Genomic DNA, 22,237 nt, shown 5'->3' with positions numbered 1-22,237 from the left:
CGGGTGCTGGCAGTGCTATCACACTATAAAATCCGTGTGTTCACGCGGCTGCCTTCTGGCTGGCCCGGTGGTCTCGAAGCGTGTTTGCCAGACCGCGCAGCATGTCAGTGATTCGCCCCCGATGATTGACGACATCTTCGGTGTGAGATGGTGCACGCTGGCGTTCATGACTTGACCCGTTTTGCAGGTTTTGCAGGTGTCGGTTTTTTCGCGGGCCTGGCGGGTGATGGCTCTTGTGTGTCGTTGTAGTCGTAGCTGAGCGTGAACCATGGATGCAAGTGCTCCAAGGCCGTATGGCCCAGCGCATTGATCGTTTTGATCAGTCGGCCCTGGGCGTCGTAGAACATTTGATCGTGATGGCCGTGTTCACGCATGGCGCGGTCATTGATGCAGCGATGGGTATTGAGAAAATACGAGCGATAGACCCGGATAGTCTCGCCCTTATGGTTGTATTCGACACGTCCCATGACCCGCCAGCGACGCGCGGCGGGCATTTCGATCGGCTTGCAGTCGGCGCCGGTCTCGAGGCCGTCCTCGGGCGTCGCGACAAGGGCATCGCCCGGCGGCACGAGCTGTTTGCTTTGCAGCTCGCGGCCAAAACCGTCGACGTAACGGACGGTTATCTGAATCTGTTGCTGCGGGTCGGTGTGGTAGCGGTCGGCAATCAGGTCGACGCTGTTTACCGGCTGCCTGAGGGCGGTCTGGATGATCTTGAGCAGGGTTTGTTCGCTGGCAGTGCGTTTCTTTTGCTGGTTCAGCCAGCGCAGGGCCGATGCGCGTATGTGGCCGTCGGGCAGGATCAGGCCGTTGGCGATCCATTGCTTTCTTTTGAGCCGCGCCGTTTTGACCGGTAGCAATGGCATCCAGCTGAACAGATTGGTGCGCACCACGCCGGCAGCGGATGCCAGCACGGTTTTCGGGTTGGCGAGGGCAAACTCGACGCTCAGATCAGACTGAGGTGGATAAACGGACAGATCTTCGAAACCGGCACGCACGCCTTCCTCGTTACCATGAAAGCTGAAGGCAATCGGTCGACCGCCCGCTTCGTACCGCACTTCGTGAATGTTGTCGTTGTGATCCGTGACACGCTGCACCTGCAAGGTGTGCATGTCGTAGGTCATTGCCGTGACGCAGCCGTCCGGCAGGGTGATGGCAGTGGTCAGCAGATGGTTTGCGTCCCTGGTGATGTGGGTTGTGCCATGGCTGGCGGTCTGCTGAACATCGGTGACGTGGTAGAAACCGCTGGGGTCGGAGTAGGTGAAGAAGCCGCTCTGTGCCGACCAGAGGTTTTTCAGAAGATCTTCATCCGTGTCTGGCGGCAAAAACAGGTTCATGGGCTTGTAGCCGATTTTTGTCAGCTCGTCCCGAATGACAATCGGGACGTCGACGTAAGCCGCCAATGCCTTTTTGTCGAACACAGCCCGCTCGGTCGGTCCCTGGCGCGGTGGGTACTCGATCTTGCCGTCCATCTCCAGATAATTCTGCTGCGAGAGCGAAATCAGTTCGCGTTCCGATGTCCACTCTGCGCAGCCCTCATACTTTTCGAAGTTTTCGAAATTGATGTCCGCCGATTGCAGCCCGTCCGGCAGCGCTCCCTTGGGCAGCATCAGCGCATTGCTGCGCTGGCGCCAGGGCAAACCGAGCAGCCAGTGGTCTTCAGTGATCAGATGAATCGGCTCGGCAAGGGTTTCCGTCAGATAGAAGTACCGCTGTTGCTCATCGTGACTGTCCAGCCAGGCGAGCTGTTGATCCTTTTGAGCGAAAGGCGGTTCTTCGGTTTTAGTGCGGCGGCGTGCGCAGGCGACCGCGAAGCGGTGAGTCGGATGACCGAACATGTCCCATGCCAGACCGACCGCGTGCTGACAGCGGGGGTCATCCATGAAACGTTCGTATTGCTGGCTGCGGTTTTCCAGTTCCAGCACCAGCAGGCTGGACGGGGTTTCGTCGACGACCCGAACCAGATAACGGAATTCTCTCAGGTAAATCAGGTGAGCGGGAGCGGGGTCGTCCGCCTGACAGGCTTCAATGCGAAGCAGACGACCGGCCAGGGCGTAGGCGACTTCGGGATCGTCGCTCTTGCGCCGTTTGCGAATTCGTTCTCTACCGCGTCTGGCGTCGAGCGTTGAAGTGACGGTGGGCCCAAAGGGCGTGATTTCATCGTCGAGTTCGCTGATACCTTTCAAAACCGGATCGACACTTTCGCCGGTATGAATCCATTGAGTGGTGCGCATGGGGGCTGTATGGCCACTTTCGGCCTTGCCCGGTTCCAGTTCGCTGTCGATCTGACAGACCCGGCCGAAGCCGCGGAATTCGCGTTCGCGACCGTCGTAATAACCCTCGAAATACTCATGGAACTGCATCAGGTAATTGCCGGTGATTTCATCTTCCTGACGCAGCCAATGGAGCACCATCTGCGGAAACGGCAAATGGCACACCGGCTTCCTGCGTGCCACCAATTCCTGGCGTTTTTCATCCAGCCAGAATTGCGCACTGCTGCGATATTGCAACGACGCGTTGTAACCCATGTTGTTGTTGCATCCAGTGAGCAGGTATGGCCGCGCGTCGACCAGGTTATACACATAGTGTCGAGGTGACATGTGCGGAACGGTCAGCAGCAGGCTGGCGCAGCCAATGCCCCTGAGATCAGCAAAGGTCACCTGGCAGAGGTTGTCGTAGCGCACGCCTCTGGGCCATGGAATTCGGACGGGTTCCGATGCCAGGGAGTTGCCACCGTGGTTCAACCAGATTTCGAAGAAGTCCGAATACAGGTAAATGAGAGCCGGAGCACCGGAATTGTCTACGTCGGCGATGCGCACTCGGTCGGGATCGAACTCGCCATATTTGAACGGCAAGTCGCTCATCTTGAAACCCTCGCCAAACCGGCCATGCCCGAGGCTGATCCAGCAGCGGATTTCATCATGGCGGATCCGGCACAGTTCCATACCGCTGGCGCCCATATCGCTGAAAGACACCAATTCGTTACCGGCTCCACTGAACAGCGGCAATCGGTCCGGGGTATGGGGTACATCCTTGCCGGGAGCAAAGCCTGTTTCCCTCAAATTCGCGTACACCCGTACGCTTTTCGGTCCGATCAGCGCCAGGGAGTTGAGACCGTCACCGCTCAAGTCACCCAATTGGGCCAAATAATGGAAGAACTCCACGGGAAACTGCTTGAACGATTTGAACAGCGACCAGGTGCCATCCGGATTGAGCGTGTAATACCCGCTGCCGTCGGGCTGCGCGACGATCCAGTCCAGGCGTCCGTCGCCGGTGAGGTCCATGAGGATTTGCACCACCGGTTTGTTGCTGTCGGCATTGGGGATCAGCGGCAGCAAGGTCCACGGGCCGTAGATGATTTCGTCAGTGCCGGGTGTGCCGCGCAGAGGCTCACGGTAATACCAGGCGTTGTCGTGCTGGCAGAGAAAACCAGGCAGGCCTTCTCCGTAAAGGTCGACGCAATGATAGGGCTTGCCGTCGTTGAGGCCCGGCATATGGTCGAGTGCCAGAAACGCCTGGGGAAAGGGGTTGAGCTTGAGCGGCTCATAGCAGTACTCAAGCGGCGGTAATTGTTTGACGTGCCCCTCTGCGTCGTAACTCATGTAATGCGCGGCTTTGAGGTGGTTGTATTGACGCGGCGTGGGTTCGTGCTCCAGCAACAGACGTTCGACCAGTACCGGGTCGGGGCCGATGTGGTTGAACAACAGAAACTGCTGGCACAGGCGCCGGGTGCCAATCTCGAAACCGAAGCGATGATTGCGAAACGGATCGCTGCGCAGCAGCCATTTGTTCTCGTTCGGGACTGAATAGGGGGGAACAGCCTCGCGCCGGGTGACGCGCTCCCCGTAGTCGACTATCAGACGGAACAGCCAGTCCAGCATTTCTGGCTGCGAATGATCAAGGCAATACAGATCAGTGCTGGCGGTCTTGTTGCAATAACAGACCTGCCGCAGATAGCGCTGGGCCTGATAGGCAAAGCGATCGTCGGCGACCTTGTCATCGGCCTTGTACTCGTAAAAAATGTTTTCCCCCACCGCGCTCCTGGTTTCCACCAGCAGCCATGCGGCGATATGGCTCGGCTCTGCCGGGTCGTAGATGCACGATCCCTGGTTATTGCCATAGCAATGTTGTGAGCCGTCCGCGCGGGAAACGATCCAGTAGGGGGCGCCGTCTGCAGGTGTCCAGAGTTCGTAGCGGTCGAACGTGCTTTCCAGGCGAGGGATGTAACGCACCACCGAAAACTTTCGGGCGCTCTTGCCTTTACCCCGAGTGCGTCGGGTTACCTTGATCTTGCCGCGGGTCGTCAGCTCGGGTCGCAGGTCGGTGCCGTCAGCCTGCATGACGTCGTCGGGTGCGTATTTCGGTACGCCCTTGCTGGTCTTGCGGGAGATGACCGGCAGCGGTAAATCCCAGCCGAGGCCGCACTTGCCGTTGCCCGCGTTGCCGTCATAGACCAGTTGCAGGTCAGGATTGAGCGAGCGCGCAGCGATGATCGGCAACGTCAGTGAGTAAGACCGTTGCCCGGTCGCACCGATCTCCCCCCAACTGCGTCCATTGGTGGCAATGGACGCAGTTTTGGCAATGGAGGGCGGGGTGACGAGCGCGTCTGCATCAGGAACCATGGCAACGCAACCAGTGAATGCCGAGATTGCACGCTAACAGAGCATTATTTTTTCGACACCTGTCAGATCTGACAGGTGCCCGCGCCGGCATTTTATGGCAGACGAAAAAAAGGCCGGGCGGTCATTGCTGACCGCCCGGCCTTTTTACTAACAGACGAAGCGCTTACTGCACTTCAACCGCCAGGCTTTCGCTGATCTTCTGTTGCCAGATCGCAGGACCAGTGATGTGTACCGATTCACCTTTGCTGTCCACCGCTACGGTGACCGGCATGTCCTTGACCTCGAACTCGTAGATCGCTTCCATGCCCAGCTCGGCAAACGCCAGAACCTTGGACTTCTTGATCGCTTGCGCCACCAGGTAGGCGGCCCCGCCGACGGCCATCAGGTACACAGCCTTGTTGTCCTTGATCGCGTCGATGGCGGTCGGGCCGCGCTCGGACTTGCCGATCATGCCCAACAGGCCAGTCTGCTCAAGGATCTGACGGGTGAACTTGTCCATCCGCGTGGCGGTGGTCGGGCCAGCCGGGCCAACCACTTCGTCACCCACCGGATCGACCGGGCCGACGTAGTAGATGAAGCGACCTTTCAGATCCACCGGCAGGGTTTCGCCCTTGTTCAGCATCTCGACCATGCGCTTGTGCGCAGCGTCGCGACCGGTGAGCATCTTGCCGTTGAGCAGGACGGTTTCGCCCGGCTTCCAGCTCTGCACGTCTTCCGGGGTCAGGGTGTCGAGGTTGACGCGACGGGCCGACGGGCCGGCTTCCCAGACGATTTCCGGGTAGGCGTCCAGCGGTGGCGCCTCCAGCGAAGCCGGGCCGGAACCGTCGAGCACGAAGTGCGCGTGACGGGTGGCGGCGCAGTTCGGGATCATGCACACCGGCAGGGAGGCTGCGTGAGTCGGGTAATCCATGATCTTCACGTCGAGCACGGTGGTCAGGCCACCGAGGCCTTGGGCGCCGATGCCCAGCTGGTTGACCTTCTCGAACAGCTCCAGACGCATTTCTTCGATGCGGTTCTGCGGGCCACGGGCCTTGAGCTCGTGAATGTCGATGGACTCCATCAACACTTCTTTTGCCATCACAGCGGCTTTCTCGGCGGTACCGCCGATGCCGATGCCCAGCATGCCCGGTGGGCACCAGCCGGCGCCCATGGTCGGAACGGTCTTCAGCACCCAGTCGACGATCGAGTCGGACGGGTTGAGCATGGCCATTTTCGACTTGTTCTCGGAGCCGCCGCCCTTGGCCGCCACGTCCACTTCCACGGTGTTACCCGGGACGATGGAGTAGTGGATGACCGCCGGGGTGTTGTCCTTGGTGTTCTTACGCGCACCGGCCGGGTCGGCCAGGATGGAAGCACGCAGGACGTTTTCCGGCAGGTTGTAGGCGCGGCGCACGCCTTCGTTGATCATGTCGTCCAGGCTCATGGTCGCGCCATCCCAACGCACGTCCATGCCCACACGCACGAACACGGTCACGATGCCGGTGTCCTGGCAGATCGGCCGGTGGCCGGTGGCGCACATGCGCGAGTTGATCAGGATCTGCGCCATCGAGTCACGGGCCGCTGGCGATTCTTCGCGCAGGTAGGCTTCGTGCATCGCCTGGATGAAGTCCACGGGGTGGTAGTAGGAAATGAACTGCAGGGCGTCGGCAACGCTCTGAATCAGGTCGTCTTGCTTGATCACGGTCATGAGTCGCGCTCCTCTAAAAGACGGGAACATTCAATAAGGTGCCTGCGGCTTGGGTGCATCGGTCGGTCGCAGACACCTTTCAAGGCACGCCGGGGCTGCTGGCGCGACGCTAAAAAGGCGCGGCAGTATACCGCGCCTCGGTGGCGGGCACATCTGCCGGGAGTCATTCGTTGGTCGCATGGCTGCAGGTTTTTGACGCCAAATACCCGGCCCGAAAATCAATGGTCATTTATCGCCTGCGCCACTAAAGTGGCAGCCGGTCTGTAGAGTAGGACACTCGGTCAGCCTCTTATCGCACGGTGAGTCAACGATTGACCCATAACGCCATTCAACGTCTTTTGCTCAAACGCTTCGCCCTCGCTGCAGCCACCTATGGATTGGCCTTGCTGCTGCTGTGGCTGGCGTATTTCACCGGACACTACAACGACTCGCTGGCGGGCGTTGCCATCGGCAGCGCGCTGGTGGTGATCAGTCAGGCGGCCCTGTTCGCTGTGTTCTTTTCCGGCTGCAACCTGCGCTTCTCCGACCCGAGCCTGACCGAAGTTCAAGTGCTGCTGGGCCTCGGCTGGCAGACGTGGCTGATCGCGCATCTGGAAGAGGCGCGGGGCGAGTTTCTGGTTTTCTATGTGCTGGTGCTGCTGTTCGGCCTGTTCCATCTGTCACAGCGGGCGTTTGTGCGCTGCGCCATGCTGGTGTTCTTCAGCTTCTGCGCTATCACACTGTGGGACGGTTACCACTTGCGGCTGCACGATCCGGCGCTGTCCGCGTTGCAGGCCTGCATCCTGTTGATCGTGCTGGCGTGGCTGGTGATTTACGCGCGCTTCGTCCAGACCTCGCGGCAACGCATGCGTCAGCGCCGGTTTGCCTTGCAGGCGCATCAGGACACCCTGCGCGGGATGATGCGCCAGCTCGAAGACCTGGTGGCCACCGATGAACTGACCGGGCTGTTCAACCGCCGGCATTTCCTGCGCCTGGCCACCCGCGAGCTGAATGCGATGGAGGCCGACGTGGTGCATGGCTTGGCGCTGATCGACCTCGACCACTTCAAGCGCATCAACGATATTCACGGCCATGCCGCCGGCGATCAGGTGCTGCAAGCCTTCGCCGGGGTGGCCGGGGCCTGTCTGCGCGACGGCGACGTGTTGGCGCGTTATGGTGGTGAAGAATTCGTGGTGCTGCTGCCCGATTGCAACGCCGAGCGCCTGACCGCCTGTTGCGAACGGCTGCGCATCGCCTTCACTGACGTTGAACTGGTGGGCCTGAATGTGAAAAACCTGAGCCTGTCCGCCGGCATGACCCTGCTGGAACTGGGCGATGATCTGGACGATGCCTTGCAGCGCGCCGATCAGGCGCTGTACCGGGCCAAGCGCGACGGGCGCAACCGTTGCGCAGCCGCGTGGGAGAACGTCGATGCCTGAACTGCGGGTCGGTGAACGACAGTGGTCGGTGGCAGCGGGCAGCAACCTGCTCGATGCCCTCACTCAGAACGGTGTGGCGGTACCTTATAGCTGCCGCGCCGGCAGTTGCCATGCGTGTCTGGTGCAATGCGTGCAGGGTTTGCCCGCCGACAGTCGCCCCGATGCCCTGAGCGCCGAGCAGCGTGATCAGGGTTGGCGGCTGGCCTGTCAGTGCCAGGTGATCGAGGACTTGCAGGTGCACACCTTCGATCCCGTCACCGACGGTCGCCCGGCCACGGTCGAAGCGCTGGACTGGCTCGGCGACAGCGTGTTGCGACTGCGCCTGACACCTCAGCGGCCGTTGCGCTACAGCGCCGGTCAGCATCTGGTGCTGTGGGCCGGCCACATTGCGCGGCCGTATTCGCTGGCGAGCCTGCCGGAAGAAGACCGCTTTCTTGAATTCCACCTCGATTGCCGCCAGCCCGGCGAATTCAGCGATGCTGCACGACGCTTGCAGATTGGCGACCCGATCCGCCTCGGCGAACTGCGCGGCGGCGCGCTGCATTACGACCCGGACTGGCACGACCGGCCGCTGTGGCTGCTGGCCGCCGGCACCGGGCTCGGCCCGTTGTTCGGTGTGTTGCGCGAAGCCTTGCGTCACGATCATCGGGGCGCCATTCGCGTCATTCATCTGGCCCATGATGCCGACGGGCATTACCTGGCCAAACCCCTTGAGGCATTGGCCGCGCAGCGGGAAAACCTCAGCGTTGAAGGGTGGACGGCGGCCGAGTTGCCGGGCGCTTTGGCGCAACTGCGCCTTGTCTCCCGACAAACCCTGGCTTTAGTCTGCGGTTCGACTGCCAGCGTCGACGCGTTTGCCAAGCGTCTGTTCCTGGCCGGACTGCCGCGCAATCAACTGCTGGCCGATGTCTTCCTGAGCCGTGGTTGAGCGCTGAATTCTCAGACGCGAGACCTGCCATGCCCGAAGCCATCCTGCTGCACCGCGAACGCGGTTTGCTGACCCTGCGCCTCAATCGCCCGGACAAGAAAAACGCCCTGACCCGCGCCATGTACAGCCAGTTGGCCGACGCGCTGAAACAGGCCGACCGCGACCCCGAAATCAACGCCGTGCTGATCACCGGCAGCGCCGAGTGTTTCACCGCCGGCAACGACATCGCCGACTTCATCCAGCAACCGCCGAGCGACCTCGACAGCCCGGTGTTTCACTTCATGCTCGAACTGCTCGAATGCCGCAAACCGGTGATCGCCGCGGTGGCCGGGGCGGCGGTGGGGATCGGTACGACGCTGTTGTTGCATTGTGATCTGGTGTACGTGGCGCGGGATGCGCGGTTGCGCATGCCGTTCGTCAATCTCGGGTTGTGCCCGGAATTCGGTTCCAGCCTGATCCTGCCGCGTTTGTTGGGGCAGGCCAAAGCGTCCGAGTTGTTATTGCTGGGTGAAGGTTTTACAGGTGAGCAGGCGGCGGCTTGGGGGATCGCGACCGAGTCCTTAAGCAGTGGCGAAGCCGCGTTGGCCAAGGCGCGGGAGATGGCGCTACGGTTTGACGAGCTGCCGGCTGAAGCGGTGCGCATCAGCAAGCAATTGATGCGGGCGCCGGATCGCGAGTTGATTCGCAAGGTGATCGAAGAGGAGGGCGCGCTGTTCACCCAGCGGCTGAGGTCGCCGGAGGCGTTGGCGGCGTTGACGGGGTTCATCAAACGCCATTGAGATATCCGCCGACCGCCGACCGCCGACCGCCGCCGCACTCCGTGCACCGATCGTTCCCACGCTCTGCGTGGGAATGCCTCAATGGACGCTCTGCGTCCGCTTCGGCATGGGACGCGGAGCGTCCCGGGCTGCATTCCCACGCGGAGCGTGGGAACGATCAAACTAGTAACGATCAGTCTGAAATGAAAAAGCCCCGCCATTCACATGGCGGGGCTTTTCGTTTTCAGCAACCGGTCACTCAGACCTGCGGGTCGCCCACGTGCAGGATCTTCATGCCGTTGGTGCCGCCGGTGGTGTGGTAGCTGTCGCCCTTGGTCAGGATGACCCAGTCGCCTTTCTCCACCACGCCGCGCTTGACCAGCTCGTCGATGGCTTTCTGGCTGACTTCGTTCGGGGCCAGCGAAGCCGGGTCGAACGGTACGGTGTACACGCCACGGAACATCGCAGCGCGAGCCTGGGCTTCGCGGTGCGGGGTGAAGCAGTAGATCGGCACCGACGAACGGATACGCGACATGATCAGCGGGGTGTAGCCGCTTTCGGTCAGCGCGATGATCGCCTTGACGCCCGGGAAGTGGTTGGCGGTGTACATGGTCGCCAGTGCGATGCTTTCGTCGCAGCGCTCGAATTCCTTGCCGATGCGGTGGCTGGAAGTCTTGCTGGTCGGGTGCTTTTCAGCGCCGACGCAGATGCGCGCCATCGCCTGCACGGCTTCCAGCGGATAAGCGCCGGCAGCGGATTCGGCAGACAGCATCACGGCGTCGGTGTAGTCGAGCACGGCGTTGGCCACGTCGGACACTTCGGCGCGGGTCGGCATCGGGTTCTGGATCATCGACTCCATCATCTGGGTTGCCACGATCACAGCCTTGTTGTGGCGGCGTGCGTGCAGAATGATTTTCTTCTGGATGCCCACCAGCTCAGCGTCGCCGATTTCCACACCCAGGTCACCACGGGCAACCATCACCGCGTCGGAAGCCTTGATCAGACCGTCGAGGGTTTCGTCGTCGGCCACGGCTTCGGCGCGTTCGATCTTCGCCACCAGCCAGGCGGTGCCGCCGGCTTCGTCGCGCAGTTGACGGGCGTAGTTCATGTCGGCGGCGTCACGCGGGAAGGACACGGCGAGGTAGTCGACTTCCATTTCAGCGGCGAGCTTGATGTCGGCCTTGTCTTTTTCAGTCAGGGCCGGAGCGGTCAGGCCGCCACCGCGACGGTTGATGCCTTTGTGGTCGGACAGCGGGCCGCCGATGGTCACCACGCAGTTCAGCTCGGTCGCGGTGGCGGTTTCAACGCGCATGACCACGCGGCCGTCGTCGAGCAGCAGCTCGTCGCCCACGCCGCAGTCCTTGACCAGGTCCGGGTAGTCGATGCCGACCACTTGCTGGTTGCCTTCGGTCAGCGGATGGCTGGTGGAGAAGGTGAACTGGTCACCGATCTTCAGCTCGATGCGCTTGTTGGCGAATTTGGCGATACGGATTTTCGGGCCTTGCAGGTCACCCAGCAGGGCGACGAAGCGGCCGTGCTTGGCAGCGAGGTCACGCACCAGCTTCGCGCGAGCCTTGTGCTCGTCGGGGGTGCCGTGGGAGAAGTTCAGACGGGCGACGTCCAGGCCAGCCAGAATCAGCTGTTCGAGAACTTCCGGCGAGTTACTGGCCGGGCCAAGGGTAGCGACGATTTTGGTACGACGGACGGACATGCAAAGACTCCTCAGGTTCAAGCGCTCGCAGAGGCTACTACGCTCTTTGGGTGTAGTCATTGTTCGTTTGCACTACTTATTGTTTTCTTTATTGAACGCGACAATCGGAACAAAGGGCTCTGAAGATTTCTCGCCAGAGGTCGATAATGATCACAAGACAGGAGAATACCCCATGCGATTCGTGCCCATTGCCGCCCTTGCCCTCAGCGTCCTCGCCGCTTCGGGCTGCACCCGTTGGTCGATGAACCATCATTTGAACAACGCCTACAGTGCCTACGACAGGGGCAACTGCGAGCAGGTGATGCTCGAACTGTCCAAGGTCGAACGCGCCAGCCGTGCCCGCCCTTACGTGTGGCCGGAAGTGTCGATGATGCGCGGCCAGTGCCTCGAACGGCAGAAAATGTTCGTCGATGCGGCGCAGACCTATCAGTTCATCATCGCCTCGTACCCCAACAGCGAATACGCCTACCGCGCCCGCGCGCGTCTGGAAACCCTGCAGAGCCTGGGTCACTACCCGACTCGCAGCGCTGCCGCCGTGGTACGTCCAACCCGCTTCTGATGGTAGTTGTCATACAAAAGCTGGCTGCTTGTATAGGGTGAGCTATAGTCGAATGACACCGGTGCAGATCGAATTCAGTACCGGCGCAACACCTGCGACTGGCATGAGATGCACGTGGCAAGCGCCACACCGGGAGCGGGGAGAGCGAACCTGACGCACAGGTCCGTTCCGAAGCGAGAGTGCGGCTCTGTGATGGAGCCTTGCATGGCGAACTGCGTATGTTTACCGACCGTCGAATCGAACGGCATCAGCTGCCGTATTTTCTGCGAGTATTCAACAGCGTCACCGACAAACCCATCGGCTTTCTGGGCAACGTGTCCGAAGACGGTTTGATGCTCATCAGCCAGTTGCCGATGATGATCGGTGCCGAATTCAACCTGCGCCTGAAAATCCCATTGGGTGAGGGCAGTCAGCAGGTCATCGACCTCACCGCGTGCTGCCTGTGGTGTCACGAAGACGCGACCCCCAAACACTACGACGCCGGCTTCAGCCTGTACCGCACGCCGCCCGAGTATGGGCAACTGGTCGAGGCGTTGAAGCAGTACTTCAGTTTTCAGCCGTTGCCGGCCTCGGCCTGATTCATATCCGCCAGAAACATCGCGGGCAAGTCCGCTACCACAAGGACACCACTGATCCCTGTGGGAGCGGGCTTGCCCGCGAAGGCGTCAGCACTGACACCCTCTATTCAACGGCTAGGCAATAGCGATCGCCCGCTCGTTATCCAGCGTCTTCTCCACCAGCAACAACCCCAACTCACTCAACTGATAGATCGCCATCGCCAGATGCCGCGGCTTGTCGTCCAGGCTGTCGGCCAGGTCGAGCAGCAGGATGCTGACCGAGGAAAAGGTTTCGTAGGTCTGGATGGCGATGGCTTCCGGGTTGATCTCGGGATCGACCTTGAACATCTGCATGCCGCGATCCACGGAGTTGCGCGGTTTGTCCTTTGGGGGATTGAGGTAGAAATCCAGGGCCCGGTGAGCGGCGTCGTGGAGTTTCTTTGAATCGACGGAAGCGTAGGGGGAGACCGGATCGGGTTGATCGGTCGGGTCCGCTGGATCGGTATCGAGTGGCGGATTTGGAGTTGCTTTGAACATAAACGTAAATCCTCTAGTGGGCCTGCCACCACCTCGCGACTAAACGAGGGGTGGCGGCTGAACGCAGGTTAGTCGACCGGGAGGAATTACGAAAAACCGGCGCGCCCGAGGGCGCCCTGCGTACAGCCACCATCGAGTGCGGGGATAGGAAGTACCCGACTTGATGACGCTTATACACCTTTCGTAATACCTGCCCGAGCGACTAAACCCGGCCGCTGATTGCAGCGACGGGGATCAAGTTACGGGGCAACGCCAAGGCGCACAAGCCGGCGGATTCTGAGTGATTTGTAGGCAATGGCACAAGGCGTCGTAGCCCGTTGTTACGACTTGCAGGACGCTGCCGGAGCGGGCTGTGGGAAAGGTTACCGTTTGTCGAGACTGTCAGATCTGTCAGGTGCTGGACCGCATGGCATTGGCATTCAATGAATCTACAAACCTCTGCCGGCAGCCCCTCAATGAGGACGGAGTCAATCATGGATACAAACGATGGAACGGAATTGGACCCGAGTGGCGAATCATCGGAGACCCCAGGAACTGCCGGCGGCATTGAATCAATTACTGATGAAGTTGAATTTCATACCGAAAGTTCTGCCTCAGAGCCAGTCAACAACGATTTATTCGCAGAAGCAGTTATATCAGCGAGTAATGGTAACTATTGGGCAAAGTTAAAAGTCAGTTATTCATGGAATGGCCCCGGCACTACTTTTACTTGTAGCACGGTGTGGTATCAGGCCTTGAATAATAACCAGACGGGGGGGGACGTACGTATTCTTGTAGAAGCGGGCACGGCAAACAAATGGGAGCAGGAGCTTATTGGCAACGCTAACCAGAACGGCAATGAAAATGCTCTGGTTCGCTCACAAACAATCACCGCTACCAGTAATATGGCGAGAATCACTTTTGGGTATAAATACGACAGAGCTGGTGTGAGCGACGTGGAGATGCATAACCACATCGATGTGTACTACCTCCCTCCAACTCCAACCATCGACCCAATCAAAAACATTACCACTCCTGTCATGAAGGTCACCGGAGGCGGCGGTGTTTCCGGAGCCACGGTACAACTCTATTCGGTAGCAAGTTACGTAGGAACCGGACTTGTGGGAACCGGCGGGCGCTGGGAAGTGACACCGGTATCCGGCTTCCAAGGCAACGTTGTGACCTTTGCGGCGCAGCAGCAGTATGCCAATAGACTCTCTCTAAAAACCGGGGATGTCACGTATCGTCGAGCTATAACATCGTCCCCCACCTCAAATGAAATTGTTATCAATGGGCATGTTTTCCGTGGTAAAGGCGATCCTTCAACCCTAATGACTCCAGTCAACAGCTCGAATCATTATGAGGCATGGGCCGTTCCAATCACTGTAAATAGTTCGGGGGACTGGGAAACGAAAATGACAAAAGTGCTGCCTTCTGGCACGCACACGTTGGAAACTCAACATATATATCCCAACCAGGCTCACGGTTATACCCAGCCTGTGACCTTCAGGATGTTGGGTCATACGGGCATTACCACCCCCGACAACAATACCGAACAAGAACAAACCTTCACCGTCTCCGGCAACAACAGATTAGCCAACGCCGAAGTGCGGGTTTTCATCGATACAACGCAAACGTTGGTCGGGACCGCCCCTGCCGGCGCATCGGCCACATGGAGCGCTGTAGCAACGCTCCAGCCCGGGTTGCGAAGGGTGGCAACGGAGCAATTCCTCAGCGGCAAGCAATCCGGTCGTGGCGGTTCCGTTCTTTACAAGATCCGGCCTGCCAAGCCTGTGCTTCAGTCCAGACCCAAAGGCGAAGGCATCGAATTTCATGGCACGGGTTACGCGACAGGCAGGATGCATATTCATGTGTCGGGTGACGGAGTCAATTCCATCGATGTGGACATTCCTAGTACAGGTATCTATACGAAGGATCTTCCGGCCACGGTGTTGCCGGGGAATTACATGTATGGCGGTCGGCAAAGCGTGTCCGATGGAGGAACAGGGCGTATCTACAGCTCAGGTTGGATCGCTGATATACCGGTTGCCGTTCCCACTCCTCGACCCACGTCTGTGAGTGTCACGCGCAACGGCAATAAACTTACAATTACGGGCAGGGGCAATACGTGGGGTACGAGTAAGGGATTGGCCATCATCCACAAGGACGGTCAGGATTTTCGCCCCAAGTTTCCCAACGGTGAGGCGCAATCTGATCTTACTTGGCGCACAACTTCTGTCGATCTTGACCCGGGCACTTATGGAACCCTCACCGTCAAACAATGGGTAAACGGTGTCTGGTCTGCGGAGGTCGCTGTTCCAGAGGTGACCATTCCGTCATCCTCTCCCACCTATACAGCGCCTGATCCAGGTGCGCAGACTAACCAGACACCAACGATTACCGGTCTTGCCTGGACGAATTCGGATGTTTTGCTGACAATTCCGCCTCGTCCGCCGGTGCCACTCAAAGCGACCGGGACGGCCGGCACGATCGGTTCGTTCAGTTATACCGTCACCGATCCCCTGCCGCCAAAGACCTACATCATAAGTGCAACCTCGGCGATGGGGGGGCAGACATCTGCGGCCAGTAACCTTACCTTCACGGTTCAACCGCCGGTCCCTGAACCGACAACGACTGGCGAGGTATCAATCGAGGCGGTCATCGAGGGCAAGGGTTGGCCAGGCTGCTGGGTCGAGATTCTTTCGGCTACCCACGTGACATTGGGCAGTGGCCCGGTGAACGAGGATAAAACCTGGAAGATCGGTATTGGCAAACACGCTCCGGGACCACTTACCTTCTATTGCCGCCAAAAAGAGACACAGGCCAGCAGTAACGTGTCCGGCCCGACTGAGAACAAAACCGTCATGGTCGCTGTGCCAAGGGCCGGATTTACCGTACCAGGGCCGAACGGCCAGCCCGCGCGAAAGTCCACTTTTTCCGGTAGCACCTCTGCAACGTACGGTTCCGTCGAGCTGTCGATCAAAGGATCATCACCATTCATTACCGGCGTTCCGGTGGTTGACGGGAAATGGACTACTCCGGTCGAGTTGGCGGCGGGTTCCAAAACGCTGGAGGTCAGGGTTCTTCAGGATGGCTATCGCAGCGATCCGACTGAGATATCTGTCACGGTGGTGCCGAATGCGCCGCTGTTGGATACGCCGTTGAATACCCAGAATGTCGGGAAAAAGCTCAGGACTTCCGGAGTTGGATTTGCCGGAGATCTCGTGATTGTCCAGCGGGTGGGTCGTCCCCACAATTTCGAGCCCGTTCTTGTCAGTGCGGACAACACCTGGTCGGCACTGCTCGAACATTCCATGCTTGCCACGGACAAAATCGCCGCCGTTGCCCGAGTCGGTACGGAACCGAACTCCCAACAATCCGTCCCGATTACCCTGACGCTGCTCAGTGCCCCCATCGACCTTACTGAACCGCGGGCAGGTGACTGGGTAGGTCCACAGGCAGTTTACGCTGGCAGGGCTGCTCCTCATGCGTTTATCGCCGTGGCGGCCTGGTACGACACAGAGGTCCGTCTGACACCGTCGACCCAGGCTGATGAGGATGGGTACTGGCGGGTGTTGGGCAACAGGGATCTTCCTGATGGATTGACACGCGTGCAGGTAAGCCAGACGCTGGATCGCGTGAATTCTGAATGGCGCATGAGTGATGCGTTTACAGTGCAGCGCATCAAAGAGATTGACTGGCCCGTTGCAGAGCTTCCAGCGCCAGGGCAGACGGTGGGGCTCAAGCCGATGTTTTCCGGGGGGGGGGGATTGCCGGGAGCGCTGATCACTGTCTCCCAGACAGATGGCCCGGTACTGATGACCGCGCGTGTCGACCGCGATGGACATTGGGAGGGGCAGTCAACAGTTTCAATCGCCCCGGGAGACCTGTCCTATTCGGTCAAGCAGCAGCGTGATGGTAACGACTCAGGATACAGGCAGCCGGCACGCAACTGTAATGTCATTCAGGTGCCGGCGGGTTTTGCGAAGCCGATCATAGATCTCCCTTTGAACGATCCCGAGCAGGTGCTCGAAACAAAACCATTGTTTGAAGGAGACGGCTTCGCCGGGGCTTTATTGAAGGTGTATCGGCATGCGACAGCGGAAGTCCTGGCTGAGACGAGAGTCGATGCACGAGGCTACTGGTCAGTCCGCTGCGCTGTGGAGTTGGAGGTGAAGCCAGTGCCTCACGAGATTGCCGCCCGCCAGCACATGGACGGGAAAGATTCGACTTGGTCCGGCATTATCACCCGGTTCAAGGTCGGCACTGCCCTGTCTCCGCCTGTTGTAGTCGATCTTACTGATGGGAGTTACGTTTCTCGCAATGCAGTGATCAAACTGACTGCCATGCCAGGTACTCTGGTGTCGCTCTTTCCGGGTGATGGCACCAACAAGCTCGGTACCGGTCAGGTCGATGAGACAGGGCAATGCGTGATTGTTTTGTATGGTTTGCCGCTTGGTGAGTTGACGCTCAGGGGCAAGGCCGAGAAAGGGCCTGTTCTATCCGGGTGGATGAACGAGGTCAAACTTATTGTGGCGGATTTCGGCTGAGCTAAAGAGACACGCCCGCGTCAGGCCCTCGTTCAGAGGGCCTTTTCACGCCCCTCACTTCACAGAAAACTTCTGAATTCCGATCGACGGTCGAGCAACCTGTCAGATCTGACAGTACCAGCCGTTTTCCATTCAGTGCTTAATCAACTTGAACGCAACAAGCGCCGTCAGGTCCCGGCGTTTGTTTCCCCTCAAGAGGAAGCGCTGAATGAAAGCATCAGACAAAAGCCCTGTTCATCAACTGCTCAGGGCTGTGCTGGGGCAGAGTAAAAAGCGGATCTACGTGCCCAAGGCGCTGGAAAGACACCTCATGAAGTCCGCCAGCGTGTTCGATCTGACAAAACTCAGCGTGGGTGAATTGCGCACACTTGGCTTGAAACCTGAGGAGGCCGAAGCCCTGTTGAGCCGCGGCAGGGCGCTGGCACTTAATATCGCCAGGCTGTACCGCCAGCAACACCTGCGTGGAGTGCCGAGACCCAGCGATAAAGGAATGGCCGGGCCGCTGCCGACCTATCAGCAGATTTTTTCTCCCGATGTTGATGGCGCTGCTGCTCTGGGTAGCCCGGAACACAGCGCGTCCACGACAGCCTATTTAGTGGCCTTGCGCCAGTGGATACGTGAGCTGATCGAGCCGAAAGCGGGGCCGGGTGCCATTCCGCTGACATTGCGTCGCAGCGATGTGGACGACCTGCTGATTGATGAGGCGGCTATCAATCAGGTGAAGTCCCGGGTCGAGATCAATAGCACGATACTTGAAGCATTGATTCTGTCGAAAGAAGGCGAGAGCTTTTCAACGGCCAAGGACTACCTTCGCTCCATTCGGTTCCCCCAGGAAATGCCCTACGAGCATGACCGGCTCAGTATCCGACACGTTGTGCGGCAGGTCGTTGAAAATGGCTCGCTGGGGGAAGTCATTCGCAGGCTCGATCCCAAGTATCCCTATTTCAAGAATGCCGGTGGGCGCGGGCCACGTGACGACGCAGCCCTCCAGCAGAGTATTGGCAGCGGTCCGGCGCTCTCAGCGTTGTTGCTCGAATCCCCTTACTTTGGGCGGGGGACCGAGCCGGCCGGCAAATCGCTGCAAAGGGTAGACCCAAGTACGGGCCGAATCGATGCGGATCCACAAAAGTCTGCCGGGGACTTCTATCTGGAAAACTTTGGCAGTCTTGTGATTGCCAATGCATCTCTGCGCAGACTCTGGATTTTCAGGCTTGCAATGGGCTTTACCCAGGATCAGGTCGACTGTTTTCTGGCGATGGGGCGATATACACCCAAACTTTCACCCAACGCTCCGGCGCTGGGTGACCCCGATGAACCTTTGACAGGAGAGGTAGCGGGCGCACGGTTCATTCATGGCGGGACAGAACCGGCGATCGGAATCGAATATGGCGACATCGAACCCAGGCATCTGTTGACGAATATTGGGGAAGACTCCGCCCTGGAGCACCGTACAGACCGTATGCAACGCAAAAGCCGCCTGGATCGGCTATTGGGTTTGCCGAGCTACCTGGTGGACCGAATACTCATCGCGGTGATGAACGCAGAGCGCCGGGGCGGGGCGGACGCGGCCTTGTGGATTCGCTCCAGTACGCTGAGCGCTGTGGGGCTTTTCGTCGAGCTGAGTGCTAAATACGACTGCACCGCGGAAGACTTCGCGGGGATCCTGGATGTGTTGTCGCCCCATGGTCAGAATGGAGTTCCGGCGTTTTTTGATCAGGGCTACAACCATTCAGAACCGTTTGATGACCCCTTGAAGATCACTGATCGTGAGTTCGCGATCATCCCCATCACGTCGGCCGACCAGCAAACAGTTCAGCAGATTTGCAAAGGGTTGGGCATCAACCCCGAGACCTATCGCTATCTGGCAACTGTGATCGCCGAAGCGTTTGGGCTCAGGACGCACCTCAAGTGCAATCTTGAGACGCTATCGAGTTTCTGGCGGCTGGTGCGGTTGGCCCGCATGTTCGGCTTGACGCCTATCGAACTCACCGCACTGCTTCAAACCCTTGGCCTGGCGCCGCAATTGGCTGGCAGGCCGCTGGTCTCTGCTTATGGGACGACAGATGCCGCAGATGCATTGAGCACCATTCATGCAGTGATGACCTGTGTGGAGTGGACCAACGATTTCAATGTGCCGGTGCCTTGGTTAGTGCAATACGTCAATCCGGTCTACGTTCCAACCGTCTGGACCGAAAGTCAGGAGCAATTCCTGTTGCAGCTGAGCAGTCAGGTGCAGCCGATATTAGTGAAGTCAGCCACGCTGCTGGAAGCTGGCGCACCTGCGCGTACGAGCAATGATCAACCGATCGACTGGCTGCAATTGCTCGGTTCGCTGGTGGACGATAAAGGCGCGGTTGTCGGGCGGTATGACGAGACTGAAGAGCAGTTTCTGGCACGTGCCAATGAGGCGTTCATAGCGATTGCAAAACATGTCTACCCCTCTGAGTCCCCCCCTCCGGACGTCGTACGGGACAGGGCGGCTTTGCATGCGCTTCTGCTCATGGTCGTGCTGCGCTGCCGGGACGAGCAACGGGTGCTGGTCGAGGTGAGCCTGTCGGTTTTCCTGAAGCTTGGCGAATTGCTCACGGCTCAGGTGTTGATGTGGGCCCAAGGGCATTCGTACGAGTTTTTGAAGGAGGCGCTGGTCACGCCGGTGCAGCGTCAGCGGCGCAAAATGAAGGCTCTGGAGGAGCCTGATCTGTTTCTGAAAACGTTCGCGGAAGTGGAGCGCCGTGCACGAATTGCCGACAAGCTCAAATTGAGCCCGTCACTGCTTGCGAGGCTCCTCACTGGCGAAAATTTTCTGCAGTTCAGCCTTGAGGATCGCTTCGACATATCGATCAATACTATTTACTGCCTGGCACTTTTCGGTCGACTGGTGGAGCGCGCTCGGCAACCGGAAGAAAAAATATACGACTACCTGGGCCAGGCAAATGATTTACCCAATGACTTGAGTCCTGATGCGCAGCGTCTGTTTCGCGATGCCGCGGCCGACAAACTGGCCCGTTTCTTCGGCTGTGGCATCGGTCAAGTGCTCAAAGTTGTCGAGCATATCAATGCCGTGGCCGAAGCGAGTGAAGAACCGGCGCTACCCTTGCTACGTACGCTCGAAGAGCTTGGCGTTCTGATGCGCACGCTGGAGCTGGCGTCAAAAGGTATGGACGCCGAGACGGCGGTCACTCTTGGCAAACTGAATCTGCTCGATGGCAATTCGCAATATCAGCAGGGTGCTCAAAAGGCACTGGAAAGCCTGAGCCGATTCAATGATTCGAAAACCTCGCCGGACTCGGCTGAGGTCGGCCAGAGTTACAACACCCATTGCGTGGTGGATAACACGAGCCTGATTGTGGGACTGGATCTGGAGGTCGCGGAGTTTCTGATCACGCTGCTTGATTTTTTCGGCATTCCTCTAGCAGGAGTGACGCTTTATATCGAAACCGATCTTGGGGTTGTACTCACGCCTACGGTCACAACAGACCGTCAGGGGCGTGCATGGGCGCGATTGCAGGCCGGGGCAAGGGTGGGAACGGCGCATTTACGCTACAGCCTGCCGTTTCATGACCCACAGTTTGGCCCATCGGTACGGATCGGTCCTGATCTGGAGAGCGCACAGGCCAGACCCTTGCAGAGTTCCGAGATCCCCCGGGATCCCGTGCTGGCGGGCAATTTGTGGGAACAAGAGGTGTTTACCACTGTAATGGACAGGTACGGCAATCCTGTCGCCCATTATCCGGTGCTGTGGAGAACGACTGTCGGGCAGATTCGGCCGCGTCAGACCGTCACCGATAAGGATGGCGTGAGTAAGGTCTGGATTTCCAGCCTGTCTCCCGGCGATGCCAGGATTACTGTGGGTAATGTGGATGAATCCCACAGCTTTACCTTCACAGGTCTGCTCAAGTTCGCGGACAAACCGCGGATTTCCGGTAACCCGTTTGTCAGCGATGTGGCCATGGCAGGTCAACCGCTGGAGGTGCGTTGCAAGGTGGTGGGGCTGGATGACGAACCCGTGGCGCATCGGCGGGTAGAGTGGTGGACGAGCAGTGATGCCAGTAAAACCGGGGTGGACAGCGATATTAACGGCGTCTGCCTGTTTTCTCTGGCCAGCCTCGAAGCCGGTCCTTTGACGATTTTTGCGCAATTGGGTAGTGATGCCGCCGTTGAACTCACGGTCTGGGTCGCCAGTGGTGCCGTGATCCGGGACTTTTTGCAAAACATACCCTTTCCAGTGGTGGGCGCAACGGCAACGCCGGTGTGGATTGTTGTGAAAGAGAGCGACGACCCGAGCGCTCCAGCGCTTGAACATTATCCCGTGAGGTGGACCGTCGATTCGGATCCACCTGTGGACGTCATCCTCAAGACAGATGAGCCAGGTCGCTCGAAATATCCGTTCTCGGCGAAGCAGGCAGGCGAGTTCAAGGTGACCGCGATGCTGGAACAGCATCCGCTCGAGCCAGCCAGAGTCTTCAATTTGACGGCCATTAAAGCCTTCGGCTGGACAGTCACGCTGATCATCATCGCAGACGATGGTTCGGAGACCTCGATCTCGATCATCCCGGGGCGCGACACCCTTGAACTGTACAGGGATGGGCATTACCGCCTTGAAATCGCAGCGACAGACCCCTCTCAGATCGTCGGCACCCAGGGCGCCCTTGGATGGAGCTCCACGTACTCCACGCAGGCGCTGGCCATGGTTTTCGACCCGCCGATGGCCAGGCGTTTTGATTTCACTGAATCCGCTCACAGTGTGGACATCCACATCGGCAACGTACGCAACGGCGACTTTCAGATCGGTGTGTACGCCGACCTCCTGGAGCAGGTCCTGGTGCTTGAAGGGACGTTGCGTAAACGGTCAGTGGTGCGGGGCTCTCCATCGAAATCATGAATTGACCGATTGCCCATGGCCACTCGTTGTCAAGTCAACACCTTGCAACAGG

General features: G+C 59.0%; 11 protein-coding genes. 7 read left to right on the top strand and 4 right to left on the bottom strand.

Annotated features, from left to right (window positions below; genetic code table 11):
• Positions 1-164: 164 nt before the first annotated feature.
• Together CAF90_RS12665 and CAF90_RS12660 are read right to left on the bottom strand one after the other, a co-directional pair.
• Positions 165-4,619, bottom strand: coding sequence for a SpvB/TcaC N-terminal domain-containing protein (locus CAF90_RS12665; protein WP_085606671.1), 4,455 nt, complete (start codon positions 4,617-4,619; stop codon positions 165-167).
• A gap of 163 nt (positions 4,620-4,782) precedes the next feature.
• Positions 4,783-6,306 (bottom strand): fumarate hydratase, encoded by a 1,524-nt coding sequence (locus tag CAF90_RS12660; protein ID WP_007960181.1) that lies wholly within the window; start codon positions 6,304-6,306, stop codon positions 4,783-4,785.
• Positions 6,307-6,617: 311 nt separating this feature from the next.
• Here CAF90_RS12660 and CAF90_RS12655 point away from each other — a divergent pair, with 311 nt between their 5' ends.
• Genes CAF90_RS12655 through CAF90_RS12645 form a run of 3 tightly spaced genes read left to right on the top strand, consistent with a single transcriptional unit; the run spans position 6,618 to position 9,431 of the window.
• The gene (locus tag CAF90_RS12655) at positions 6,618-7,724 is read left to right on the top strand and encodes a diguanylate cyclase (RefSeq protein ID WP_085606669.1); all 1,107 of its coding nucleotides are present in this window, start codon (positions 6,618-6,620) and stop codon (positions 7,722-7,724) included.
• Complete coding sequence (locus CAF90_RS12650; protein ID WP_085606667.1) at positions 7,717-8,652, top strand: iron-sulfur-binding ferredoxin reductase; 936 nt, start codon at positions 7,717-7,719, stop codon at positions 8,650-8,652. The genes CAF90_RS12655 and CAF90_RS12650 overlap by 8 nt, the downstream gene beginning before the upstream one ends.
• 29 nt (positions 8,653-8,681) lie before the next feature.
• Complete coding sequence (locus tag CAF90_RS12645; RefSeq protein WP_085606665.1) at positions 8,682-9,431, top strand: enoyl-CoA hydratase-related protein; 750 nt, start codon at positions 8,682-8,684, stop codon at positions 9,429-9,431.
• 238 nt (positions 9,432-9,669) lie between these two features.
• Here the strand turns inward: CAF90_RS12645 and pyk are convergent, their stop codons facing one another.
• The gene (pyk, locus tag CAF90_RS12640) at positions 9,670-11,121 is read right to left on the bottom strand and encodes a pyruvate kinase (RefSeq protein ID WP_007951250.1); all 1,452 of its coding nucleotides are present in this window, start codon (positions 11,119-11,121) and stop codon (positions 9,670-9,672) included.
• 172 nt (positions 11,122-11,293) lie between these two features.
• Here pyk and CAF90_RS12635 point away from each other — a divergent pair, with 172 nt between their 5' ends.
• Both CAF90_RS12635 and CAF90_RS12630 read left to right on the top strand, forming a co-directional pair.
• Entirely contained in the window at positions 11,294-11,680 is a 387-nt protein-coding gene (locus tag CAF90_RS12635) for a tol-pal system YbgF family protein (protein ID WP_011335675.1), read from the top strand.
• 218 nt (positions 11,681-11,898) lie between these two features.
• Entirely contained in the window at positions 11,899-12,258 is a 360-nt protein-coding gene (locus CAF90_RS12630; protein WP_085606663.1) for a PilZ domain-containing protein, read from the top strand.
• 114 nt (positions 12,259-12,372) lie between these two features.
• Here the strand turns inward: CAF90_RS12630 and CAF90_RS12625 are convergent, their stop codons facing one another.
• On the bottom strand, positions 12,373-12,774 hold the full coding sequence (locus CAF90_RS12625; RefSeq protein WP_085606661.1) for a DUF6124 family protein: 402 nt from the start codon (positions 12,772-12,774) through the stop codon (positions 12,373-12,375).
• Between the two features lie 473 nt (positions 12,775-13,247).
• Between CAF90_RS12625 and CAF90_RS12620 the strand changes: the two genes are divergently transcribed.
• Positions 13,248-17,303 carry a hypothetical protein gene (locus tag CAF90_RS12620; protein ID WP_139834490.1) on the top strand — a complete coding sequence of 1,352 codons (4,056 nt, stop codon included), beginning with the start codon at positions 13,248-13,250 and terminating at the stop codon, positions 17,301-17,303.
• Positions 17,304-17,511: 208 nt separating this feature from the next.
• Positions 17,512-22,185 carry an Ig-like domain-containing protein gene (locus CAF90_RS12615; protein ID WP_085606657.1) on the top strand — a complete coding sequence of 1,558 codons (4,674 nt, stop codon included), beginning with the start codon at positions 17,512-17,514 and terminating at the stop codon, positions 22,183-22,185.
• Positions 22,186-22,237: the final 52 nt, after the last annotated feature.

The sequence above is a fragment of the Pseudomonas sp. B37(2017) genome (genome assembly GCF_002112885.1).
Classification (GTDB): domain Bacteria; phylum Pseudomonadota; class Gammaproteobacteria; order Pseudomonadales; family Pseudomonadaceae; genus Aquipseudomonas; species Aquipseudomonas paraglycinae.
The sequence above is the reverse complement of the archived record's forward strand: the minus strand, read 5'-3'. Positions and strand labels throughout refer to the sequence as shown.